The organism is Micromonospora sp. B9E7 (genome assembly GCF_039871815.1).
Taxonomy (GTDB): domain Bacteria; phylum Actinomycetota; class Actinomycetes; order Mycobacteriales; family Micromonosporaceae; genus Micromonospora.
In genome coordinates, this window is sequence record NZ_JBDPLX010000014.1 from 40,090 (window position 1) to 55,053 (window position 14,964).

Sequence of the window (14,964 nt, forward strand, 5' to 3'; positions counted from 1 at the left end):
TTGCCGTCACACCTCTTCTTCGTACGGCAGAGCGCGGGTGTTACCGCGCAGCAGGAGAAACGGACGGACGGCGGTCACTTCGCCCGCAGCACGATCGCGTTGCCGACGCGGCGCTCGGTGACCGGCTCGTGGCCCCAGTAGTCGGTGGGCCTGTTGTACAGGATGTCGTTGATCACGAGGGTGCTGTCCCCGCCGATGCCGAGCATCATGGCGTCGACCGCCCCCAGCCACTTCATCACCGCTGCGGCCTCCGGCATGGTCACGCCGACGCTCACCCCCGGGCGGCGCCCGTCGATCACTACCAGCAGCAGCTGACCGGCGGCGGTGATGCCGGCGAGGGTTCGCGGGTGCCGGTCCAGGAAGAGGCTGGTGTGGTAGCCGTCGCGGGACCGGTAGCCGTTCGCTCCCACGTTGATCCACACCTCGCCGCCGCGCACCAGAGCCGGGCCACCGGAGACCGCGGCGAACGTCTGGCTCGTCACCCGCTGCCCCTGCGGGTCCAGGATCTGGGTGCCGGGCTGGAACGCCTGGTTGAGGACGGTGTGGTCGCGCAGCCACGTCCCGCCGGCGCCGATTCCCTGGAGTACGCGGCCACCGGCGGGGATGGGGCCACCGGCCGGGCTGCGAAGCTGCTTCGCCACCCAGTTGCCGTCGACCACGACGTCGACACTGCCGGCCGGTCCTACCGGCGTCTCCGTTCCCCACTCGGGGCGGAAGACGACGATCTCGTCCGGGTCGGTGCAGGTCTCGAACCGCCACGGCTGGTCGGCGTAGGGCAGGTCACCGGGCGTACCGCCGGGCGTGGACGGCGGCCGGAGGTCCCCGCCGACACCGCCGCAGTGCGCGATCTTCCCCGGCTTGCGGTGCAAGCCGTCGACCTGCCACTGCGCACCGTCCGGGGCCTTCACGGTAGTCGTGGAGGTCAGCTCCGTGATTCGTAGCGGACCGTTCGCTCCGTTGAGCAGCAGCGCGGTACGTCCGTTCACGGCCTCGCTCAGCAGGTTGTTGCCCTGCACGTAGATGCCCATCGGATCGCCGTCGAAGCCGTTGAAGTCCGGGTTGTTCGGGCTGTTGATGTCGAACTCGCTCGCGTTCACCGCGGCCAGAGCGCCGGCGTACCGGGCGATGTCCCGAACCCGGTCGGCGCTGCGCAGCTCCGGCCCGTGCGCGGCGCCGACCGTCACGGCGGCATCCGGTTCCACGACCAGGGCCCGTACCTCCCACGGGCCGGTGCTGACCTGCCCCCGGAACGCCTCGTGTTCGACGACACCCGTGATGCCGGCGCTCCTGACCTGCGCCAGTCTTGCCTCCGCCGAGGCGGCGTCGCCGAACGTGCCGAGGTGCACGGCGTAGAACATGGTCAAGTCGGTCGGCGGGCGATACTGCAGGTCCGCTGGCAGGGGCGGGTCGTAGCTGACCTTTGTGGCCTCCGGGTATCCGGCCGCGTGCAGGTCCGCCACGAAGGTGTCGGCCCGTTGCGAGTCGCGGGTCACCAGGTCGGCGCGCGCCGGTGGGAAGTGCAGGGCGATGGTCCAGGACGATGAGGCGTAGCCCTGGGTGTACTTGCGGTAGGTGACTCCGGGGGCGGGCGTCTGGACCGACCCGATCTTGGTCACCAGGCCCTCCGGCCCCAGGGGCATCCGGTTCACCGGGTCCTTGAAGGGAACCGAACTGCTCGCGGCGATCGCACCGGCCTCGGCGGCGGCCGGACACGACACGGCCGACGTGACGACCGCCGACCCGATCGCGACGACGACGGCCAGCGCGGTCGCGCGAAACCGGCGATGGTGATTCATGACGACTCCCCCGTGGATCGATGCTCGCGGCCACCATGTGGCGCAGTGGAGTTTCGCATCCGGATCAGCGTCGTGCGGCCCGGCGAACGGAACGCGACGTCCGATCATCGCCAGACGAATGGTCTCTCGCCGACCAGGCTTGCCGTCATGAACAACGCACTTGACGGAAAGGTGGCCCTGGTCACCGGTGGTGGTCGTGGTATTGGCGCGGCGGTGGCGTTGCGCCTGGCGGAGGAGGGTGCCGATGTGGCACTCACGTTCCAGCAGAATCAGCGACGCGCGGACGGCGTGGTGGACCAGATCAAGGCCGCGGGACGGCGAGCTGTCGCCATGCGGGCGGACAGTTCCGACCCGGCGGCGGTGGTCGCCGCGGTCGACCGGGTAGTCGGCGAGCTGGGCCGACTGGACATCCTGGTGAACAACGCCGGCGCGTTCCTGCTCGGCCCGTTGGAGCAGTTGAGCCTGGAGGAGTTCGAACAGACCGTCGCGGTCAATGTCCGGGCGCCGTTCGTCGCTGCGCAGGCGGCGGTACGCCACATGAGGGCTGGCGGTCGGGTCATCAACATCGGCAGCAACGTGGCCGAGCGGGCGGTCTTCCCCGGCTTCGCGCTGTACGCGATGAGCAAGACCGCACTGATCGGCCTGACCAAGGCGCTCGGACGCGAACTCGGCGGAAGGGCGATCACCGTGAACCTGGTCAATCCAGGGGCGACCGACACCGAACTGAACCCGTCCGACGGTCCCAATGCCGACACGATCAACGGGTTCACCGCCCTCGGCCACTTCGCCCAGCCGAGTGACGTGGCCGCCACGGTGGCCTTCCTCGCCGGCCCGGACGGGCGCTACATCACCGGCGCGACGGTCAACGTGGACGGTGGCTTCACCATCTGATCGTCGGCTCACCGCCGTCCTGTCCACCCATCCAGGGCTGCGGCCCGTCCCTCCTCGGTCCGAGCGGGGACGGGCCGTGGCCCACCGGGCGTTGCGTCACGCGAATACCTAGCAGTACTATGCCTAGTATCTCTAGGGTTGAGAGTGGGGTGACTTCTGTGAAGGTTGCGAAGGATCTGGTGGCCGCCTCGGCCACGCCGATGGTGCTCGGCATCCTGACCGAGGGTGAGAGCTATGGCTACGCGATCCTCAAACGGATCAACGAGCTGTCCGGGGGCGAGCTCGACTGGACCGAAGGGCTGCTGTACCCGTTGCTACACCGGCTCGAGCGCCTCGGCCACGTCGAGTCGAGCTGGCAGTCGGTCACCGGCGAGCGCAAGCGCAAGTACTACCGCATCACCGAGAAGGGCCTGGCCGAGCTGGCCGAGCAGCGCCGGCAGTGGGACACCGTGGTGGGCGCGCTGAAGGAAATCTGGCATGACCGGGTGCCACTGACGGTGCACCCACTGGAGGGCCTCGCATGACGGACCACGACGGGCAGCAGGAGCTGGAGGCCCAGTTCGAGCAGTGGCGCCGCTACGTGCTCCGCCGCCGGGAGCTGCAACCGACGGACGCCGACGAGCTGGAGGACCACCTCCGTGGCTCCGTCGACGAGCTCGTCGCGAGAGGACTGAGCCCGGACGAGGCGTTCCTGGTCGCGGTCAAGCGAATGGGCAGCCTCGACGAGCTCTCCCGCGAGTTCGCCCGGGAGCATTCGGAACGGCTGTGGAAGCAGCTGGTGCTGACCGCCGACTCCAGCAGCCCGGTCGCCGACACGCGCTCCCGGCGGGACCTGTGGGCCATGCTCGCCTGCGCGGCCGGCGCGGTGGCGTCCGTCAAGGTGCCCGAGTTGTTCGGGTTCGACTTCGACGACGACGGCTCGTTCTACGCGCGGAACTTCACCCTGTTCGCGCTGCCCTGGCTGGCGGCGTTCCTGGCCTGGCGGCGCAGCGCCCGACAGTCGGTGATCGTGGTACTGGTGGCGCTGTTCGCCCTCGGTGTCGTGGCGGCCAATGTCTACCCACTGGCAGACGACTCGCAGTCCATCGTCGTCACCAGCATCCACCTCCCCATCGCCCTGTGGCTGGTGGTCGGTCTGGCCTACGTCGCCGACGACTGGCGGTCGTCGCGTCGACGCATGGACTTCATCCGTTTCACCGGCGAGTGGTTCATCTACCTCGTCCTCATGGCCCTCGGCGGCGGCGTACTCTCCGCGTTCCTGTTCAACACGTTCGCGGCCATCGGAATCGCCCCGGAGGAGTTCATCTCGCAGTGGCTCCTGCCCTGTGGCGCGGCAGCCGCGGTCGTCGTGGCCGGGTGGCTGGTCGAGGCCAAGCAGAGTGTCGTCGAGAACATCGCGCCGGTCCTCACCCGACTGTTCACGCCGCTCTTCACGGCCGCCCTCCTCGCGTTCCTCGTCGCTGTCGTCTGGACCAGCCACGGCATCGACGTCGAACGCGAGACCCTGATCCTGTTCGACCTCCTGCTGGTCGTGGTGCTGGGGTTGCTGCTCTACTCGCTCTCGGCCCGTGATCCGCTGGCTCCGCCCGGCCCGTTCGACAAACTCCAGCTCGCGCTCGTGGTCAGCGCGTTGGCCATCGACGTGCTCGTGCTGGTGGAGATCACCGGACGCATCACCGACGACTACGGCAGCACGCCCAACCGGGCTGCCGCGCTCGGTGAGAACGTCATCCTGCTGGTCAACCTCGCGTGGTCGGCGTGGCTCCTGCTGACCTTCATCCGCCGGCGCGCACCGTTCGCGGCGCTCGAACGGTGGCAGACCAGCTACCTGCCGGTGTACGCCGGGTGGGCGTGGTTCGTGGTCCTGGTCTTCCCGCCACTGTTCGGCTACGTCTGACCGGGCAGGCTGCTCGGGCCGCCGCGGACGTCCTCCTCGATCCGCTTCGCGGCGGCCAACAGCGGCGGGAGCAGTTCCCGACGGATCATCTCGAAGGACCCTCGGGTGGCGTGCGCGGAGACGTTCACCGCCGCGATCACCGACCCGTTCTCGCCGTGGATCGGGGCGGCCACCGAGCGCAGCCCCTCCTCCAACTCCTGGTCCACGATGGCGTACCCCTGGGCGGCGATCTTCGTCAGGGCGGTGCGCAGCTTCGCCGGGTCGGTGACGGTGCGCCGGGTCAACGGCCGCAGCTCCGCCGTGGCGAGGTAGTCGTCCAACCAGTCCACCGGTTGCGCGGCGAGCAGCACCCGACCCATCGAGGTGGCATAGGCGGGGAACCGGGTGCCGACGCTGATCCCCACCGTCATGATCCGCTTGGTGGGAACGCGGGCCACGTAGACCACCTCGTCGCCGTCGAGCACCGACACCGAGCAGGACTCGTGCACCTGCGCGACCAGCGCCTCCATGTGCCGCCGCGCGACCTCGGGCAGGCTCAGACTCGACAGGTACGCGTAGCCGAGTTCGAGGATCCGCGCGCGCAGCGAGAAGAGCCGGCCGTCGGTGTGCACGTAGCCCAACTCGACCAGGGTGAGCAGGAACCGACGCGCCGCGGCCCGGGTCAGCCCGGTCCTCCTGGCCACCTCGCTGAGGGTGAGCTGCGGATGCTCGGCGTCGAACGCCCGGATCACCGCGAGTCCGCGTTCCAGTGACTGGACGAACTCCGACGACCTCGCCGCGTCCTCGCTCACGCTCACCCGGCCTCCTGTCGCAGGGTCTCCCGGGCCACCTTGAACGCCCGGTTCGCCGCCGGTACGCCAGCGTAGACGCCGACCTGGAGCAGGACCTCCGCCACCTCGGCCGGGCTCAGCCCGTTGCGCAGCGCGGCGCGGACGTGCATCGCCAACTCGTCGTCGTGGTGCAGGGTGGCGAGCACGGCGAGGGTGATGCAGCTACGGGTACGCCGGTCGAGGCCCGGGCGGCTCCACACCTCCCCCCAGGCGTAGCGGGTGATGAAGTCCTGGAAGTCGGCGGTGAACTCGTCCGTGCCGTCGATCGCGCGGTCCACGTGGTCGTCGCCCAGCACCTGCCGGCGTACCGTCATGCCCGCCTCGTGCCGATCACGGTCGTTCATCTGTCACCGCGCTCCTCGTGAAGGTGTTCCAGCAGGAGCCGGCGCACCTGCTCGGGTTGCTCGACGTTGGCCAGGTGCGCCGCCGCGCCGACCACGGCCAGTCGGGCCCCAGGGATGCCCCCGACGATCTCGCGGGCGTGCTCGACCGGGGTGGCCGGGTCGTCCGCTCCCGCGACGACGAGCGTCGGCGCGGTGATCCGGCCGAGGTCGGGTCGGAGGTCCATCGCGGCGATCGCCTCGCAGCAGGCGGCGTAGCCGTCCGGGGGCGTTGCGGTCAGCAGCGCGCGGTGATCGGCGACCACGTCCGGCCGGGCGGTGGCGAAGGCCGGGGTGAACCAACGGGCCACCACCGCGTCGGCGATCGCCGGCATTCCGGAGGCCCGTACCGTCGCCGCCCGTTGGTGCCACTGCTCGGGCGGGCCGAGCGACGCCGACGTGCAGAGCAGCACCATCCGCCGCACCCGGTCGGGCGCGTGCGCCGCGAGCCACATGCCCACCATGCCCCCGAGGGACAACCCCGCGTAGTGGACCCACGGCACGTCCAGATCGTCCAGCGTCCGCAGCAGCTCCCGGCCGAGAAGATCAATCGTGTACGGCCCGGACGGCACCGCCGAGCGGCCGTGACCCAGGTGGTCGTACCGGATGACCCGGAACCGTTCGGCGAGCGCCGGGACCTGCGGTTCCCACATCGCTGCGGCGGTGCCGAGGGAACTGCCGAGCAGCAGCGTCGGCGCGTCGTGCGGGCCGTCGACGACGAGATGCAACCGGGAGGTCACCGGGCCGCTCCCCGAGCGGCGACCAAGGCCCGGTCGACGAACCGGCCGGCCGAGCCGAGCCAGCGGTACGGGTCGAGCGCCTCGTCTATCTCCGCCTCGGACAGGTGGGCGCGGATCTCGGGGTCGGCGAGCAGCGCGGCGCGGAACGAGGGTTCGGCGGCGGCGCGGGTCACCAGGTCGTGCGCGACGCCGCGACCGACGGCGGGTGCCAGTCGCGCGGCGACGGCCTCGGCGAGCAGGAGGCCGCCGGTCGCGTCGAGGTTCTCCCGCATCCGCTCCGGGTGGACCTGCAACCCGACCAGCATCCGTGCGCACCGGGCGGCGGCGCCGCCGGCCAGGTGCAGCAGGTCGAGCAGCGGCTCCCACTCGGCGTGCCAGGCGCCTGCGGCCCGCTCGTGCTCCTGCACCGCCGCAGCGAACAGGGTGGCGACGAGACCCGGACCGCGTCGCGCCGCGGCGCTGACGAGGATGGAGTCCACCGGGTTGCGCTTGTGCGGCATGGCCGAGGAGCCGCCCCGGCCGGTGCCGCCCTCGGCGACCTCGCCGATCTCGTTCTGGGCGAGCAGCCCGACGTCGAGCGCGACCTTGCCGGTGCTCACCAGGAGCCCACCGAGGGCGGCGGCCAGGTCGAGCCAGGACTGCCGGCGGGTGTGCCAGGGCAGTGGGCTCGACGGGAGGCCCAGGTGCGCGGCAAACCGCTCGGCGACCTCCGTGCCGGCCGGGCCGAACGCGGCCAGGGTGCCGACCGCCCCGCCGAGCTGCGCGGGCTGGGCGGCGCCGGCCTGACGCAGCCGGTCCCGGGCCTCGACCAGACCGGTCAGCCATCCCGCGGCCTTGAGCCCGAACGTCGTGGGTGCCGCCTGCTGCCCGAGTGTTCGGGCGACCAGCACGGTGCCGCGGTGCGCGTCGGCCAGCCGGGCGGCGGCGTCCACCGCGGCGTCGAGGTGACGCAGCAGCGGCCCGAGCGCCCGTACGGCCACCAGGACCAGCGCGGTGTCCAGGACGTCCTGACTGGTCGCCCCGACGTGCACCCAGCCTCGGGCGTGCTCGGGCACGGCGGCGGTCAGCGCGCCCACGAGCGGGACGACCGGGTTGCCGGCAGCGTCGGCCGCCCGACCGAGCGCCCCCGGGTCGTACCGGTCGGCGCGGCACTGCTCGACGATCGCCTCGGCCACCGGTGTGGGCAGGATGCCGGCGTCCGCCGCGGACCGGGCGAGCGCCGCCTCCACGTCGAGCATCGCCTGGAGCAGGGACGGGTCGCTGAGTTCCGCGTCGACGTCCGGGGCACCGGAGACGCCGCCGAGCAGGCCGTCAGACGGCGAAGAAGACGGTCTCATGGTCTCCCTGCAGGTGGATGTCGAACCGCAGCCCGTCCGTCGCGGGCTTCGCCAGCAGGGTGTCACGGCGGTCGGCGTCGACGCTGCGCAGCACGGGGTCGGCGGCGTTCGCCGCCGGTTCGTCGGGGAAGTAGATCCGGGTGACGAGGCGGTGCAGCAGCCCACGCCCGAAGACCGACAGGGTCAGGTGGGGCGCTTCGGTGCCGCCGTCCGGCGCGGGCAGCGAACCCGGCTTGACGGTCAGCAGTCGGTACCAGCCCTGCCCGTCGGTCTCGCTACGCCCGAATCCTCGGAAACCGGCGAGCGCGGGCGGGCGGGCGCCACGCGGGTCGTCCGGGTGGTCGAACCGGCCGTCCGGGTCGGCCTGCCAGCTCTCCACCATCGCGTCGACCACCGGCGCCCCGGTGCCGTCGAAGATCCGACCCCTGATCCAGAACGCGCCCGGCGTGGTCTCGGGTACCACGTACGGGCCGTCGGGCCAGCGCAGACCGATGTGCAGGTACGGTCCGACGGTCTGCGCGGGCATGACGCCCAACTGCTCACTCATCGTCGTCCTCGTCCTCGTCCTCGAAGGGTGTGCTCTCCCGGCCGCGCAGCACGATGTCGAACTCGTACGCCAGCGCCCACTCCGGTGTCGTGCTGGCGTGGTCGTACCGGGCGATCATCCGTTCCCGGGCCCTCGGGTCGCGGACCGAGTTGAAGATCGGGTCCTGGAAGAAGAGCGGGTCGCCCGGGAAGTACATCTGGGTCACCAGCCGCTGGGTGAACGCGCGGCCGAAGAGGGAGAAGTGGATGTGCGCGGGCCGCCAGGCGTTGTCGTGGTTACGCCAGGGGTAGGCGCCGGGCTGCACGGTGACGAACCGGTACCGCCCCTGGTCGTCGGTGAGCGCCCGGCCCACCCCTTCGAAGTGGGGGTCGAGCGGCGCCGGCCAGGTGTCCCGGGCGTCGCGGTACCGGCCGGCGGCGTTGGCCTGCCAGATCTCGACGAGTGTGCGGGGCACCGGTCGACCGTCACCGTCGCGGACCCGTCCGTGCACGATGATCCGCTGTCCCTGCGGCTCACCGTCGTGCTGGCGGGTCAGGTCGTGGTCGAGGTCACCGAGCCGCCCCTCGCCGAGCAGCGGTCCGGTGACCTCGGTCAGCCGCTGCGGCAGGTGGACCAGTGGGTGTCTCGGCGCCCGCGCCACCGTCGACTTGTAGCCGGGGCTGAGCAGGGGTGGGTGGGCGTCGACGTCGTCGCGCCGGTAGCTCGGTAGCACCAGGCCACTGCCGGCCCGGGTGTCCTGAGTGGTCATTGTCGTCTCCCGTCGGACTTCGTCGCCTCCAGCGCCCGCAGCACCGCGAGTTCCCGCGCCGTCGGCGGATGGCCCGTAGTCAGCCCCTCGGCGACGGCGAGGTCCCAACCGGTGGCCGCCTGCGCCTGCTCCCGCGTCACACCGGGGTGCAGGCGGGTCAACGTGAGCTCGCAGGTGACCGGATCGGGTTCGAGGACACCGAGATCGGTGATCACCACTCGGGGACCTCCGCCCCGCAGGCCGAGGCGCTCCCGGTCGCCCGGACCCTTCCCGTACCCGACCGAGGTGACGAAGTCGACCCGTTCGGTGAACGTCCGGAGGTCCTGCCGGACGATCACCACGACCTCCCCGCAGGAGGCGGCGATCTCCGGGGCGCCACCGGCGCCGGGCAGGCGGACCTTCGGGGCGTGGTAGTCCCCTCCGACGACCGTGGTGTTGATGTTGCCGTACCGGTCGAGCTGCGCGGCCCCGAGAAAACCCACGTCGATCCGACCGGGCTGGAGCCAGTAGTTGAACACCTCGGGCACCGACACCACCGCGTCCGCCGTGTCGGCGAGGACTCCGTCGCCGATGGACAGCGGGAGCCGGTCCGGCTTCGCGCCGAGACACCCGGATTCGTAGATGAGCACCAGGTTCGGAGCGTGGGTCGCCCGGGCGAGGTTCGCCGCGGTGCTGGGCAACCCGATCCCGACGAAGCAGGCCGTGCCGTCGCGCAGTTGCCGGGCGGCGGCGACGGTCATCATCTCGTCCGCGGTCCAGCCGGTCGTCGTGGTCTCGTCGGTCACGCCGCTGCCCCCGCCCGGTGCACGTGCTCGTCCAGCCAGGCGCGGAAGGTGTCGCGGTGCCGGCTGACGGCGTCCCAGCTCCGGTAGAAGTCGTTGTCCCGCACCGAGTAGCCGTGCGCGTAGGAGGGGTGTGCGCCACCGGGCACCTCTGCCACCGCGGTGACCGCCCAGCCGGGCAGGACCACCTGCCCGGGTACGGGTTCCAACTCGTCGACGATCTCCTCGACGGTGACCAGGGAACGGTCGGCGGCGAGCACCGCTTCCTTCTGCACCCCGGTGATGCCCCACATCTGCACGTTGCCGTCGCGGTCGGCGCGCTGGGCGTGCACCACCGTCACGTCGGGACGCAGGGCGGGAACGGCGGTGAGCGTCTCGCCGGTGAAGGGGCAGGTGATGGGCCGGATGTTCGTCGTGTGGCTGGGCAGGTCGGTGCCGGTGTAGCCGCGCAGGACGGCGAACGGCAGCCCGGACGCCCCGGCGACGTACCGGTTCGCCATGCCGGCGTGGCTGTGCTCCTCCAACTCGAGCGGACGCGGCCAGGCGTGCTGCACGGCGTCCCGGAAGCGGTGCAGCGACCCCACGCCCGGGTTGCCGCCCCAGGAGAAGACCAGGCGACGGGCACAACCCGCGCCGATGAGCTGGTCGTAGATGACGTCGGGTGTCATCCGCACCAGGGTCAGATCCCGCCGTCCCTGGCGGATGATCTCGTGGCCGGCGGCGAACGGGATGAGGTGGGTGAACCCTTCCAGGGCCACCACGTCACCGTCGCGGACCAGGTGCGCCACGCCCTCGGCCAACGAGACGAGCTTCGCCATGAGCCTCCCCGCCTCCACCGAGAACCGTGGTGCCGCCAGCCGTTCGCTATGCGGACTGCCGTACTCATATCGAACGTACGGCGAGCGACGACATCCGTCAACGACAGGTTGGCCCGGCCTGTCCACAGTGCTGCCAAGTCACGCCGACCGATGCGTTGACGCGAGCCGGACCACGTGCCAACGTTCAGGGAGAGAACGGCCGTTCGGCACGCGAACACCCCCCGGGCCGTCGTGAGCGGAAGCACGCCACGCCCGGTCACGCCCGGGACCACCCCACCGCCCCACGCTCCCAGGAGGACCGCCATGACACTGCTGGACGTCACGACCTGGCACGGCACGCTGCACAGCGGCGGCTGGGTGGAGCCGGCCGGCGGCACGGCGTCCGTGCGGTCCCCCGCCACCGGGGAGGAGATCGGCCAGGTCGGCGTGGCGAACGCCGACGACATGACGCGAGCCTGCGCCCGCGCCGCCGCCGCCCAACGCGCCTGGGCCGCCACCGGCTACGCCGAGCGGGCCGCGGTGCTGCGCCGGGCCGGGCAGCTGTTCGAACAGCACGCCACCGAGATCGGCGACTGGATCGTGCGGGAGTCCGGGTCCATCCCACCCAAGGCCGGTGTCGAGACCGACACCGCGGCGCAGGAGTGCTACGAGGCGGCGGCGCTGGCCTCGCACCCGCTCGGCGAGATCATCCCGAGCGCGCAACCGCGGCTCAGCCTGGCCCGCCGGTTGCCCGTCGGCGTCGTCGGGGTCATCGCGCCGTTCAACTTCCCGCTCATCCTGGCCACCCGTTCCGTCGCTCCGGCCCTGGCACTGGGCAACGCCGTGGTGCTCAAGCCCGATCCGCGCACCGCCGTCTGCGGTGGCGTCTCGATCGCCCGGGTCTTCGAGGAGGCCGGCCTGCCTGACGGCCTGCTGCACGTCCTTCCCGGCGGGGTCGAGGTCGGCGAGGCGCTGGTGGCCGACCCGCACGTACGGGTGGTCAGCTTCACCGGTTCGACGGCGGCCGGCCGCAGGGTCGGCGAGGCGGCCGCACGGCATCTCAAGCGGGCGCACCTGGAACTCGGCGGCAACTCGGCGCTCATCGTGCTCGACGACGCCGACCTGGACCTCGCCGTCTCCGCCGGTGCCTGGGGGTCCTTCCTGCACCAGGGTCAGATCTGCATGACCACCGGTCGGCACCTGGTGCACGAGAGTCTGGCCGAGCGGTACGTGGAGCAGTTGGCGGCGAAGGCGGACCACCTGCCGGTCGGCGACCCGGCGAAGGAACAGGTGGCGCTCGGGCCGATCATCGACGAGCGCCAGCGCGACAAGATCCACGCGCTGGTCACGGCGAGCGTCGACGCGGGCGCCCGGCTGGCGGCCGGCGGCACCTACGAGGGGCTGTTCTACCGGCCGACGGTGCTCGCCGACGTCACCCCCACGACGCCGGCGTACGCCCAGGAGGTCTTCGGCCCGGTCGCGCCGGTGACCACCTTCGTCGACCAGGACGAGGCCGTGGAGTTGGCCCGGCAGACCGAGTACGGCCTGTCGCTGGGCATCCTCGGCCGGGACGTGATGAGGGCGATGGCCCTCGCCGACCGCATCCCCAGCGGGATCGTGCACATCAACGACCAGACGGTCAGCGACGAGGCGGTGGCGCCGTTCGGCGGCGTCGGGGCCTCGGGCACCGGCTCCCGGTTCGGCGGGGCCGCGGCGAACGTCGACGCGTTCACCGAGACCCAGTGGCTCACCGTGCAGGGCAGCATCACGCGGTACCCGTTCTGACCCCAGGGAGAGAGGAAGATGCCGGGAATGCGTACCCAGGTCGGCATCGTCGGCGCCGGGCCGGCGGGACTCATGCTGTCGCACCTGCTGCACCTGCGCGGAATCGAGTCCGTGGTGTTGGAGAGCCGCAGTCGTGACCACGTCGAGCATCGGCTGCGGGCGGGAGTCCTCGAACAGGGTTCGGTCGACCTGCTCTGCCGCGCCGGTGTCGGCGAGCGGCTGCAACGGGAGGGGCTGCGGCACGAGGGCATCGAGCTGCGCTTCGCCGGGGAGTCGCACCGGGTGCCGATGACCGATCTGACGGGACGGGCGATCACCGTCTACGGCCAGCAGGAGGTGGTCAAGGACCTGATCGCCGCCCGACTCACGGCCGGCGGCTCGGTCCTCTTCGAGGCCGAGGTCGTCCGTCTGGACGGTCTCGACACCGACTCACCGGTCGTCCACTTTCGACGCGACGGGCGCGACGAGGAGCTGCACTGCGACTTCGTGGCTGGCTGTGACGGGTTCCACGGGGTGAGCCGCGGGGCGGTGCCCGACGGGGTGCTGACCACCTACGAGCGGGCGTACCCGTTCGCCTGGTTGGGCGTTCTCGCCGCCGCCCCACCTGCGGTGCAGGAGCTCATCTACGCCAACCACGAACGGGGTTTCGCCCTCTACAGCATGCGCTCCCCCGAGCTTTCCCGGCTGTATCTGCAGGTCGCGCCGGACGAGGACATCGCCGAGTGGCCGGACGAGCGAATCTGGGCGGAGCTGCGGGCGCGGTTGGAGACGGTGCCGGGCTGGTCGCTCAACGAGGGGCCGATCCTGGAGAAGTCGATCACGCCGATGCGCAGCTTCGTGGTGGAGCCGATGCGGTGGGAGCGGCTGTTCCTGGCTGGGGACGCCGTACACATCGTCCCACCCACCGGCGCGAAGGGAATGAACCTGGCCCTCGCCGACGTCGCGCTGCTCGGGGACGCCTTCGCCGCGTGGTACGACGAGGGGCGCACCGATCTGCTGGACACCTACTCGGCCACGGCGCTGCGCCGGGTCTGGCGGGCCCAGCACTTCTCCTGGTGGATGACCTCGATGCTGCACCGGCTGGAGCGCGACGACCCGTACGAGACGAAGTTGCAGACCGCCACGTTGAGGTACGTCGCCACGTCCGACGCCTACGCCACGAGCCTGTCGGAGAACTACGTGGGCCTGCCCGAGGTGTGAGCGCAGCCGCGCCGCGGAGCATTATTCAACTTATTCATGACGGGCGTCAGAAATTATTGACTTTCAATGCCGGGGTGACTGACCATGGCCAACACAGCGGCGTGCGCCCCCACGCAGCGGTAGTTCACCTGCAGATCCGAGGCATCCGCCGACTTCCGACGCACCCACCACCCCCCGCCCAGGAAGGGCCTCGTCAATGAAGAAGGTCATGGCTCTCGGGCTGATCGCCGCTACCGCGATCGCCCTCACCGGATGTACCGACTCCGACGCGTCCAACCCGTCCGAACAGACCTCGGGCGATCTGCGCAAGGTCCGGGTCGCGGCGCTGCCCATCACCGAGACCGCCGCGCTCTGGGGCGGCATCAAGGCGGGCCTCTTCGCCGAGCATGGGCTCCAGGTCGAGGTGCTGCCCGCCCAGGGTGGCGCGCAGGCCATTCCCGCGCTGATGAACGGCGACATCGACTTCGCGATCGGCCAACCCTTCGGCCCGTTCCGGGCCGACCTGAGCAACCTCGGCGTCGTCATCATCGGCAACTACGCCTCCTCGTACGCCGACGGCGACGACATCAACGCCGTGGTGGCCTCGGCGAAGTCCGGCGTCAAGCGGCCGGCCGACCTCGCGGGCAAGCGGGTCGCGGTCAACAGCCTGGGCGCGGCCGGCGACGTGACCATCATGGCGGCGGTCGAGAAGGACGGCGGCGACCCCAGGACGATCAAGTTCGTCGAGGTCGCCTTCCCGGACGCCCCGGCCCAACTCGAGTCCGGCAACATCGACGCCGCCTGGGTGCCGGAGCCGTTCGTCACGCAGCTGAAGGCCCGTGGCGACACCTTCGTCGTCGCGCCGTACCAGGCGGTGGTGCCCGGCCTGGCCACCCTCACCACGATCACCTCGAAGGAACGCACGGAGAAGGACGCCAAGCTGGTCGAGGACTTCACGGCGGCGATGAAGAAGACGTTGCAGTGGGCCAACGACCCGGCCAACGTGGCGCCCCTCCGGCAGGCCATCAAGGACAACCTGGAGCTGCCCCCGCCGGTGGCCGAGTCGGTGCGGCTCCCGGCCTTCGGTTGGGAGGTCGACCGGTCGAGCCTGCAGACACTCGCCGAGCTCGCGCAGAAGTACAAGGTGCTCGACAAGCAACCCAACTTCGACCGTCTCATCCAGCAGCAGTAGCCGGCGCGATCCCGCCCTCCCCTGCCCCGGACCGGGGAGGGCTTCGCCGCCCGCGTGACGACG

The 14,964-nt window shown here is 71.2% G+C and carries 15 protein-coding genes; 6 read left to right on the forward strand and 9 right to left on the reverse strand.

Features of this window, described 5'->3' with window-relative positions:
* Positions 1-74 precede the first annotated feature (74 nt).
* Positions 75-1,796 carry a phosphodiester glycosidase family protein gene (locus ABGB10_RS21750; RefSeq protein WP_347662728.1) on the reverse strand — a complete coding sequence of 574 codons (1,722 nt, stop codon included), beginning with the start codon at positions 1,794-1,796 and terminating at the stop codon, positions 75-77.
* Between the two features lie 147 nt (positions 1,797-1,943).
* Between ABGB10_RS21750 and ABGB10_RS21755 the strand changes: the two genes are divergently transcribed.
* The 3 genes from ABGB10_RS21755 to ABGB10_RS21765 all read left to right on the forward strand — a co-directional run bounded on the left by ABGB10_RS21755 (position 1,944) and on the right by ABGB10_RS21765 (position 4,584).
* On the forward strand, positions 1,944-2,687 hold the full coding sequence (locus ABGB10_RS21755; RefSeq protein ID WP_347662729.1) for an SDR family oxidoreductase: 744 nt from the start codon (positions 1,944-1,946) through the stop codon (positions 2,685-2,687).
* A 158-nt stretch (positions 2,688-2,845) separates the two neighbouring features.
* Positions 2,846-3,211, forward strand: coding sequence for a PadR family transcriptional regulator (locus tag ABGB10_RS21760; protein WP_347662730.1), 366 nt, complete (start codon positions 2,846-2,848; stop codon positions 3,209-3,211).
* Positions 3,208-4,584: a permease prefix domain 1-containing protein gene (locus tag ABGB10_RS21765; protein WP_347662731.1), complete on the forward strand. Its 1,377-nt coding sequence runs from the start codon at positions 3,208-3,210 to the stop codon at positions 4,582-4,584. Before ABGB10_RS21760 ends, ABGB10_RS21765 begins: the two co-directional genes overlap by 4 nt.
* On the opposite strand, the gene ABGB10_RS21770 is transcribed toward ABGB10_RS21765, so the two are convergent.
* The 8 genes from ABGB10_RS21770 to ABGB10_RS21805 are packed head-to-tail and all read right to left on the reverse strand — an operon-like array spanning position 4,575 to position 10,766.
* Positions 4,575-5,381, reverse strand: a complete 807-nt coding sequence (locus ABGB10_RS21770) for an IclR family transcriptional regulator (RefSeq protein WP_347662732.1) — start codon at positions 5,379-5,381, stop codon at positions 4,575-4,577. The genes ABGB10_RS21765 and ABGB10_RS21770 overlap by 10 nt on opposite strands.
* Entirely contained in the window at positions 5,378-5,758 is a 381-nt protein-coding gene (gene pcaC, locus ABGB10_RS21775; protein WP_347662733.1) for a 4-carboxymuconolactone decarboxylase, read from the reverse strand. The genes ABGB10_RS21770 and pcaC overlap by 4 nt, the downstream gene beginning before the upstream one ends.
* Positions 5,755-6,534, reverse strand: a complete 780-nt coding sequence (gene pcaD / locus ABGB10_RS21780) for a 3-oxoadipate enol-lactonase (RefSeq protein WP_347662734.1) — start codon at positions 6,532-6,534, stop codon at positions 5,755-5,757. Before pcaD ends, pcaC begins: the two co-directional genes overlap by 4 nt.
* Positions 6,531-7,871, reverse strand: a complete 1,341-nt coding sequence (gene pcaB / locus ABGB10_RS21785; protein ID WP_347662735.1) for a 3-carboxy-cis,cis-muconate cycloisomerase — start codon at positions 7,869-7,871, stop codon at positions 6,531-6,533. Before pcaB ends, pcaD begins: the two co-directional genes overlap by 4 nt.
* Entirely contained in the window at positions 7,846-8,418 is a 573-nt protein-coding gene (gene pcaG / locus ABGB10_RS21790) for a protocatechuate 3,4-dioxygenase subunit alpha (protein WP_347662736.1), read from the reverse strand. Before pcaG ends, pcaB begins: the two co-directional genes overlap by 26 nt.
* Complete coding sequence (pcaH, locus tag ABGB10_RS21795; RefSeq protein ID WP_347662737.1) at positions 8,411-9,166, reverse strand: protocatechuate 3,4-dioxygenase subunit beta; 756 nt, start codon at positions 9,164-9,166, stop codon at positions 8,411-8,413. The genes pcaG and pcaH overlap by 8 nt, the downstream gene beginning before the upstream one ends.
* A complete protein-coding gene (locus ABGB10_RS21800; protein WP_347662845.1) occupies positions 9,163-9,909 on the reverse strand; it encodes a CoA-transferase in 747 nt (248 codons plus the stop codon). The genes pcaH and ABGB10_RS21800 overlap by 4 nt, the downstream gene beginning before the upstream one ends.
* A gap of 38 nt (positions 9,910-9,947) precedes the next feature.
* Positions 9,948-10,766 carry a CoA transferase subunit A gene (locus ABGB10_RS21805; RefSeq protein WP_347662738.1) on the reverse strand — a complete coding sequence of 273 codons (819 nt, stop codon included), beginning with the start codon at positions 10,764-10,766 and terminating at the stop codon, positions 9,948-9,950.
* Positions 10,767-11,069: 303 nt separating this feature from the next.
* Between ABGB10_RS21805 and ABGB10_RS21810 the strand changes: the two genes are divergently transcribed.
* From ABGB10_RS21810 to ABGB10_RS21820, 3 genes are all read left to right on the forward strand, one after another.
* On the forward strand, positions 11,070-12,530 hold the full coding sequence (locus ABGB10_RS21810; protein ID WP_347662739.1) for a benzaldehyde dehydrogenase: 1,461 nt from the start codon (positions 11,070-11,072) through the stop codon (positions 12,528-12,530).
* Positions 12,531-12,548: 18 nt separating this feature from the next.
* Positions 12,549-13,730, forward strand: a complete 1,182-nt coding sequence (gene pobA, locus ABGB10_RS21815; RefSeq protein ID WP_347662740.1) for a 4-hydroxybenzoate 3-monooxygenase — start codon at positions 12,549-12,551, stop codon at positions 13,728-13,730.
* Positions 13,731-13,926: 196 nt separating this feature from the next.
* Positions 13,927-14,901 carry an ABC transporter substrate-binding protein gene (locus tag ABGB10_RS21820; protein WP_347662741.1) on the forward strand — a complete coding sequence of 325 codons (975 nt, stop codon included), beginning with the start codon at positions 13,927-13,929 and terminating at the stop codon, positions 14,899-14,901.
* The last annotated feature ends 63 nt before the right edge of the window (positions 14,902-14,964 follow it).

Excerpts from the sequence above, each read along its gene's own strand:
- ABGB10_RS21765 (WP_347662731.1), top strand. The coding sequence starts at position 3,208 with ATGACGGACCACGACGGGCAGCAGGAGCTGGAGGCCCAGTTCGAGCAG.
- pcaH (WP_347662737.1), bottom strand. The coding sequence starts at position 9,166 with ATGACCACTCAGGACACCCGGGCCGGCAGTGGCCTGGTGCTACCGAGC.
- ABGB10_RS21810 (WP_347662739.1), top strand. The coding sequence starts at position 11,070 with ATGACACTGCTGGACGTCACGACCTGGCACGGCACGCTGCACAGCGGC.
- pobA (WP_347662740.1), top strand. The coding sequence starts at position 12,549 with ATGCCGGGAATGCGTACCCAGGTCGGCATCGTCGGCGCCGGGCCGGCG.
- ABGB10_RS21755 (WP_347662729.1), top strand. The coding sequence starts at position 1,944 with ATGAACAACGCACTTGACGGAAAGGTGGCCCTGGTCACCGGTGGTGGT.
- ABGB10_RS21805 (WP_347662738.1), bottom strand. The coding sequence starts at position 10,766 with ATGGCGAAGCTCGTCTCGTTGGCCGAGGGCGTGGCGCACCTGGTCCGC.
- ABGB10_RS21800 (WP_347662845.1), bottom strand. The coding sequence starts at position 9,909 with ATGATGACCGTCGCCGCCGCCCGGCAACTGCGCGACGGCACGGCCTGC.
- pcaB (WP_347662735.1), bottom strand. The coding sequence starts at position 7,871 with ATGAGACCGTCTTCTTCGCCGTCTGACGGCCTGCTCGGCGGCGTCTCC.
- pcaC (WP_347662733.1), bottom strand. The coding sequence starts at position 5,758 with ATGAACGACCGTGATCGGCACGAGGCGGGCATGACGGTACGCCGGCAG.
- ABGB10_RS21750 (WP_347662728.1), bottom strand. The coding sequence starts at position 1,796 with ATGAATCACCATCGCCGGTTTCGCGCGACCGCGCTGGCCGTCGTCGTC.
- pcaG (WP_347662736.1), bottom strand. The coding sequence starts at position 8,418 with ATGAGTGAGCAGTTGGGCGTCATGCCCGCGCAGACCGTCGGACCGTAC.
- ABGB10_RS21820 (WP_347662741.1), top strand. The coding sequence starts at position 13,927 with ATGAAGAAGGTCATGGCTCTCGGGCTGATCGCCGCTACCGCGATCGCC.